This window comes from Anabaenopsis sp. FSS-46 (genome assembly GCF_029891665.1).
GTDB classification, from domain to species: domain Bacteria; phylum Cyanobacteriota; class Cyanobacteriia; order Cyanobacteriales; family Nostocaceae; genus Anabaenopsis; species Anabaenopsis arnoldii.
In genome coordinates this window covers 1-6,250 of the sequence record NZ_JANQDG010000126.1, presented here as the reverse complement: position 1 = coordinate 6,250, position 6,250 = coordinate 1, and the positions used below count along the sequence as shown (strand labels likewise).

Below are 6,250 nucleotides of genomic sequence, written 5' to 3'. Positions count from 1 at the left end.
ATTTAAATGGGGCGTACAACATATTAAGAAAAGCAGTCCTGAACGCTTTTGCAGACGGGATAGAGGGGTTAGGAGTAACTCCAATCAGGTTTACTCCTGGTAAAGTGACTTTGTAGATTTGTCTATAATTTCACAAACTCTTTACGTTCAATTGCGGGTCGAGCTTCCCGTGATCGTGACTGGGAATATGAACCAGAAGTATGGTTAGCTCTGTGCCGAATGCTGTTATCTTTTGCTGAGTCTGGATATTTGGGTTACAAGGAAACTTTGTTAGAGTTTCCCCTATCCCAAGGGGAAATTCCGGCTGTATTAAAAGATGCGGCTACTTGGGAGTGACTACCGTGGTCGGTACTAACAGGCTATCTTCTAGTTTCCCTATACCGAGAAAGCAGGTGTCTTGATTGTACACTCTGGCTATGCCAGCAAAGTCCCCATTTAGGGTGATTTTTTGCCCCTGACACCATTTTACAGCCGAGATACTGGGTAATGTCACTGAGGGCAAATGTTCTAAAGGTACATCTGGGGAGATGGGTTGAAATGTCCCTGTTTGTAGTTGTGTTTCTATGTCACTGAAACTGAGGCTATGTTGAAGGTTAAAACCGCTACTAGCGGTACGGAGTAAAGCAGCGAGAGTCCCACCAGTTCCTAGGATAGCGCCTAAGTCACGAGCAATGGCTCTAATATATGTACCACTACCACAGGCGATCGCTACATCCAATTCGGGAAAATCCCCCGATCGCCAATCTAAAATTTCTGTGTGAAAAATTTTTACTGTCCGTTTAGGTACTTCCACGGTTTGACCTTGGCGCGCTAAGTCATAAAGGCGTTTACCATCAACTTGGATGGCGCTATAAATTGGGGGTATTTGCTCAATTTTACCTTGAAATTGTGCCAGTTCTTTGGTAACTTCAGTCAATGTCAACCCTGGACAAGGTTCACAGCTAATGATTTCACCCTGTAAATCATCTGTTGTGGTCTGCACACCTAAGCGAATGGTCGCTGTGTAGGCTTTATTTTCTGGGAGATATTGTAATAATCTGGTAGCTTTACCCAGAGCGATAGGTAAAACACCCGTCGCAGCTGGGTCTAATGTCCCCGCGTGTCCCACACGTTTGAGTCGCAGAAGTTTGCGTACCCGCGCTACGCAGTCGTGAGATGTCCAGTCATAGGGTTTATTTAAATTCAGAAACCCCTCTAGGGGTAAATTTTGTAAGCTCATATATTATAATTATTCTTTAATCTAATTGGCTTTACCTAGGGCGATCGCCACTGAACCAGTTACGACTAACAGTGCGCCTAATATCCCAATTACAGTTAAATGTTCTGTCGGCATCAGAGTAGGGTAAACTGTTGATAGGGTGGCAACGGCAATTAAGGTAATAATCGGGGCAATAGCTAACACTGCACTAACTCTTGATGCTGGCCAATGTTGTAATGATTCCGCAAAAGCACCATAGGCGATGAGGGTATTTAAACCACAAAACAGTAAAACTAATAATTGGGAACTGCTCAAGGTGACAATTTTTCCGGGTTGAGCAAAGGGGGTGAATAATACAGCACATCCACCATATATAATCACCATGATTTGAGCAGAGGACAGGGAGTTTAATAGTTGTTTTTGGCATAGGGCGTAAATAGCCCATGCTGCTGCTCCTAGAACTATTAAACCACTACCAAGGATATATGTTCCCTGGACTGTGATTAAACTCAGTTGCTCATGGAAAAATATCATATATCCAGCAGTGAGGATACTCAACCCTATCCATTGATGCACTGTATAACGCTCTCGGAAAATTACCAAACCACCTAAACTTAATAATAGTGGCGCTAATTGAATCAAAACCTCAGCGTTACCCGCAGAGGTTAAGGCTAACCCTTGCATAAATAGCAGGTAGTTAAATCCTAAAAATAGGGTGGCGATCGCTAATAATACCCCTGAACTAGAGCGCAATTTTTGCCAATCGGGTAATTTACCCCCCAATCCTAACAATACAGCTAGGACTACAAAGGACAACCAAAAGCGGAACCATATAATAGTATAGACATCCAGAACTCGTAAACTTACAGTCAGGGCGATCGGTAAGATTCCCCATAACCAGACAGTTAATAACGATAATCCTAAACCTAAACGCCAACGACCGGAACTTTGATGCATAAGTTAACTGCTGGGGAGTGTCAAGTTTGTAATATCTCTAACAACTGGGATTCAGTCAACTGAGGAATTCCTAAAGCTTCTGCTTTTGCTAACTTAGAACCCGCATCTTCACCCACAAGCAGATAATCAGTTTTTTTGCTGACTGAATTAGTTATCTTACCCCCGGCTGCTTGAATTAACTCTTTAGCCTTATCTCGTGTTAAAGTTGGTAATGTCCCCGTAATTACTAAGATTTTACCAGCTAATTGGGAACTAACCTGAGTCACTGTTTTTGTTTCTTCCCTGGTAGCTAGTTGTAGCCCTGCGGATTGCAACCGGGTAATTAACAATTGATTAGCATCAATCCTGAACCATTGATATACAGATTGGGCAATTTCCGCACCAATACCATAAATACCAGCAATCTCCGATTGTTTAGCTGTGGCTAACTTTTCTACGGTGGGGTACTTCTGAGTTAATAATTGGGCATTGACATTACCCACGTGACGGATACCTAAACCATATAGTACCCTAGACCATGGTTGATTTTTTGATTGGGCGATCGCCTTGATTAATTTCTCTGCTGATTTTTTCCCCATTCTTTCTAATGCACATAAATCACTTTCTGTCAAGTCATATAAATCAGCGACAGAACCCACCAAACCCCTATCCACAAGTTGATAAACTAACTTTTCCCCCAGACCTTTAATATCCAAAGCATCCCGACTTACCCAATGTTCAATTCCCCCTTTGAGAATAGCGGGACAGGAAGCATTAACACAGCGGGTCACCGCTTCACCCAATTCTCTAACCACCGGTTGACCACAAACTGGGCAATGGGTGGGCATAATAAAAGGTTGAGCATCATCTGGACGCAGTTCTGGGAGTACCCGCACCACCTCCGGGATGATTTCCCCAGCTTTACGCACAATCACAGTATCTCCAATGCGGATATCTAACTGCATAATGCGATCGCTATTATGTAAAGTAGCGCGGGAAACCGTAGTCCCAGCTAATTCTACAGGGCGCATTTCAGCCAAAGGCGTTAACGCCCCCGTGCGTCCCACATTCACAGAAATATTTTCTACCCTAGTCGGCGCTTCTTCTGCTGGATATTTTAACGCAATAGCCCACCGGGGGAACTTTTGGGTAAAACCTAGGTGTTCTTGTAACTTAAAAGAATTTAACTTGACTACTACCCCATCAGTCATGTAAGGTAAAGATAGGCGTTCTGTGTCCCAATATTGGTAATATGCTGCTACCTCAGTCATAGAACCACAGAGTTTGTGATTGGGATTCACAGGAAAACCCATAGTTGCCAATAACTCTAAAGCTTCCCATTGGGTATTAGCAATACTTGCATCATCCATCCCGGAAATGTGCAAGGTATAAGCAAAAAAATCTAACCGTCGCTGGGCGACAATGCGGGAGTCTAATTGTCTGAGTGTACCAGATGCAGCGTTGCGGGGGTTAGCAAATAAACTCTCTCCTGATTTTTCCCTCTCGGCGTTAATTTGTTGAAATACGTCCAAGGGTAAAAAGGCCTCCCCCCGGACTTCCACCCGGTTGAAACTTTTGGAACCAGCAAAATGTAACTTTAAGGGAATTGAACGAATTGTCCGCACGTTTTGGGTAATGTCTTCACCCACCACCCCATCACCACGAGTTACACCCCTAACTAAAACCCCATTTTCATAGGTTAAAGCCAAAGCTGAACCATCAATTTTTAATTCTGTAACGTATTCTACCCCATCTATTATATGAGGTGCTTGTCGTCGCCAGCGTTTATCCCATCTTTGCAATTCCTCAATATTAAAAGCATTCTCTAAACTGTAGAGAGGAATGTGATGACGTACAGAAGTAAAATGTGTCGCTGGTTTCTCACCCACGCGCTGGGTGGGACTGTCTGGGGTCAGTAATTCAGGATAGTTAGTTTCTAGTTCATACAATTCTCTATATAGTTGGTCATAGACAGCATCCTCCATCATGGGCGCATCTAGGACATAATAAGCATAACTAGCCTGTTGCAACAACTGGCGTAGTTCTTCTATATGTTTTAGTTCCGAGTTAATCTCTGTCATGGGACTGTAGAAATATCCACTATATAGGATGATTAGGGTATTCTTCCAGGTGACTCGGGTTGCTCAGGTTTAATAGTCGCTGTCAGCTACACATAGACCTTTACATTTTATGCCATTGGTGGCAGTCCGACGACAGTGAACACAGAGAACTTTTTCTTTAATGTTGTTTGTATCCGTGCTTGGCTGTAATTTATCTTCTTGGCTGGGTGATTTTACAGTCATAAACCATGAAATAATTTTAGGACTGTTTACATTTTATCAATATTTGTGCTTCAGGATTTTTGTGTACCGTCAGCGCAGTGATTAGAATAAGATAGCCTAGCAATGCTTGAAGAAGGGGTATAATGAGTCAGTCAGCAATCATTACCGCATCGCCAGATGTGATGAGTGGTACGCCAGTATTCACAGGGACTCGCGTTCCTGTGCAAACCCTACTGGATTATTTAAAGGCGGGAGAGTCTATTGATGATTTTTTAGAGGGATTTCCCACAGTGAAGCGAGAACAGGTAATTGCTTTTCTCGAAGCCGCACAAGCGCAGATTCTGAAGCTGGTTGCATAGTGTGAATATTTTGATTGACGAGTGTATTGACCGAAGACTGGGAATGCAGTTGTTTGGACATATAGTGAAAACGGTGCCGCAGATGGGTTGGGCTGGTATCAAAGATGCAGAACTCTTGCGTTTAGCCGAAATTGAGTTTGACGTGTTGATTACAGTGGATCGGAATCTGCCGTTTCAACAAAATTTGGCAGTTCTAGATTTAGCTGTTTTGGTGTTGCAAGCACCGTCGAATCGATTAGCAGATATTCAAGTGCTGATCCCTAAAATTTTGGCAATTGTTGACACAGCACCAAAGGGTGCAGCTACAGTGGTAAGTGAATAAAATAGGTTCTTGCGTCTTTTTTATGGAGAATTAATAGATGGGACTGTAGAAATATCCACTATATAGGATGATTAGGGTATTTTTCCAGGTTACTCGGTTTGCTCAGATTTAATAGTCGCTGTCAGCTACACATAAACCTTTACATTTTCTCCCCTTCCCTGTTCCCTGTTCCCTGTTCCCTGTTCCCTCTTCTTATAAATCCAACTCCGTTTGACTTACTTTAACTTCCTTCTGCTTCTCCGCACTTCTGAGCACTTCATAACTTAAACGGATATTTAACCTTTCTTTTTTCTCCAGAATATCCGCCACCGTCACAATCTGGATTTTATCACAACTATGGCTCATGTATTTATTTTGGTAAAATCCCGCCTCTTTTGCAGTCTTAATCATCTGACTAGTGGGAGGTTCTAGAGTTATCAATATGGCAATACTAGCATTTTGTAGGGTCATTGTTCCCAGTAAATCTCGGATATCTCCTGATTTGACTTTCCCTGATTTGACTTGAAAAATCATTTTCTCAGGTTGATCATTACCTTGGAAATAAACAATCCCATCTACACCTTTATCAGCACCTTTTTTGTTGTTAATTACTGCTCTGTTGTTAGTGTAAGTTAAAATTGCCCATTTCTCAAATTCTTTACGGGTGCGATCGTCTTTTTTGTTAGCTAATGCGATCGCGCTTTCTATATCTTTAGGTATCCCATGCAGATTTATGGTTTCTAATACTCCCTTCCCAAAACTATCTTCTAATCTTTTTAAGATTAAGCTAATACTTTGATAGGTGATATCAATCCCTATCCATTGGCGTTCTAATCTTTGGCTGACTGCTACTGTTGTCCCACATCCACAATAGGCATCTAGGATGATATCATTGTCGTTAGAACTCGCTTTGATGATTCTTTCTAGTAGTGCTTCTGGTTTTTGCGTAGGATAACCTAAAAGTTCTTTATGCCAAGAACGCAAAGCTTCTATATCATTCAATGTATCTTGTATAGGTAATCCTTCACTTTCATCTAATATCAATTTACATTGAAGCTGCATAAAAAAGAGCTTCGAGAATAAAATCATAAGAAGTCAAGGAAATAACACGTTCTGATGTGATTTGACTGAGAAGTTCGTTGAGGCGAGCGCGAAGTTCATCAAGTGTGTTGAA

The 6,250-nt window shown here is 42.0% G+C and carries 7 protein-coding genes and 1 pseudogene; 3 read left to right on the top strand and 5 right to left on the bottom strand.

The window, feature by feature from the left end; all coding sequences use genetic code 11:
- Positions 1-138: 138 nt before the first annotated feature.
- A pseudogene (locus NWP21_RS15575) lies at positions 139-336 on the top strand (hypothetical protein); the annotation flags it as partial.
- On the opposite strand, the gene truB reads toward NWP21_RS15575, so the two are convergent.
- The 4 genes from truB to NWP21_RS15555 all read right to left on the bottom strand — a co-directional run bounded on the left by truB (position 323) and on the right by NWP21_RS15555 (position 4,437).
- Positions 323-1,219 (bottom strand): tRNA pseudouridine(55) synthase TruB, encoded by an 897-nt coding sequence (truB, locus tag NWP21_RS15570; RefSeq protein WP_280793356.1) that lies wholly within the window; start codon positions 1,217-1,219, stop codon positions 323-325. The pseudogene NWP21_RS15575 and the gene truB sit on opposite strands and share 14 nt — an antisense overlap.
- Before the next feature lie 21 nt (positions 1,220-1,240).
- A complete protein-coding gene (locus tag NWP21_RS15565; protein ID WP_280793355.1) occupies positions 1,241-2,155 on the bottom strand; it encodes a DMT family transporter in 915 nt (304 codons plus the stop codon).
- Between the two features lie 20 nt (positions 2,156-2,175).
- Positions 2,176-4,215 carry an NAD-dependent DNA ligase LigA gene (ligA, locus tag NWP21_RS15560; RefSeq protein WP_280793354.1) on the bottom strand — a complete coding sequence of 680 codons (2,040 nt, stop codon included), beginning with the start codon at positions 4,213-4,215 and terminating at the stop codon, positions 2,176-2,178.
- A 69-nt stretch (positions 4,216-4,284) separates the two neighbouring features.
- Positions 4,285-4,437 (bottom strand): hypothetical protein, encoded by a 153-nt coding sequence (locus NWP21_RS15555; RefSeq protein WP_280793353.1) that lies wholly within the window; start codon positions 4,435-4,437, stop codon positions 4,285-4,287.
- A 119-nt stretch (positions 4,438-4,556) separates the two neighbouring features.
- On the opposite strand from NWP21_RS15555, the gene NWP21_RS15550 reads away from it, so the two are divergent.
- Both NWP21_RS15550 and NWP21_RS15545 read left to right on the top strand, forming a co-directional pair.
- Positions 4,557-4,775 carry a DUF433 domain-containing protein gene (locus NWP21_RS15550; protein ID WP_280793357.1) on the top strand — a complete coding sequence of 73 codons (219 nt, stop codon included), beginning with the start codon at positions 4,557-4,559 and terminating at the stop codon, positions 4,773-4,775.
- A gap of 1 nt (position 4,776) precedes the next feature.
- Entirely contained in the window at positions 4,777-5,097 is a 321-nt protein-coding gene (locus NWP21_RS15545; protein WP_280793352.1) for a DUF5615 family PIN-like protein, read from the top strand.
- Between the two features lie 192 nt (positions 5,098-5,289).
- On the opposite strand, the gene NWP21_RS15540 is transcribed toward NWP21_RS15545, so the two are convergent.
- Complete coding sequence (locus tag NWP21_RS15540) at positions 5,290-6,138, bottom strand: DNA methyltransferase (RefSeq protein WP_280793351.1); 849 nt, start codon at positions 6,136-6,138, stop codon at positions 5,290-5,292.
- Positions 6,139-6,250: the final 112 nt, after the last annotated feature.

Bases quoted from the DNA above. Each gene is read 5' to 3' on its own strand.
- truB (WP_280793356.1), bottom strand. From the start codon at position 1,219: ATGAGCTTACAAAATTTACCCCTAGAGGGGTTTCTGAATTTAAATAAA.
- NWP21_RS15565 (WP_280793355.1), bottom strand. From the start codon at position 2,155: ATGCATCAAAGTTCCGGTCGTTGGCGTTTAGGTTTAGGATTATCGTTA.
- ligA (WP_280793354.1), bottom strand. From the start codon at position 4,215: ATGACAGAGATTAACTCGGAACTAAAACATATAGAAGAACTACGCCAG.
- NWP21_RS15555 (WP_280793353.1), bottom strand. From the start codon at position 4,437: ATGACTGTAAAATCACCCAGCCAAGAAGATAAATTACAGCCAAGCACG.
- NWP21_RS15540 (WP_280793351.1), bottom strand. From the start codon at position 6,138: ATGCAGCTTCAATGTAAATTGATATTAGATGAAAGTGAAGGATTACCT.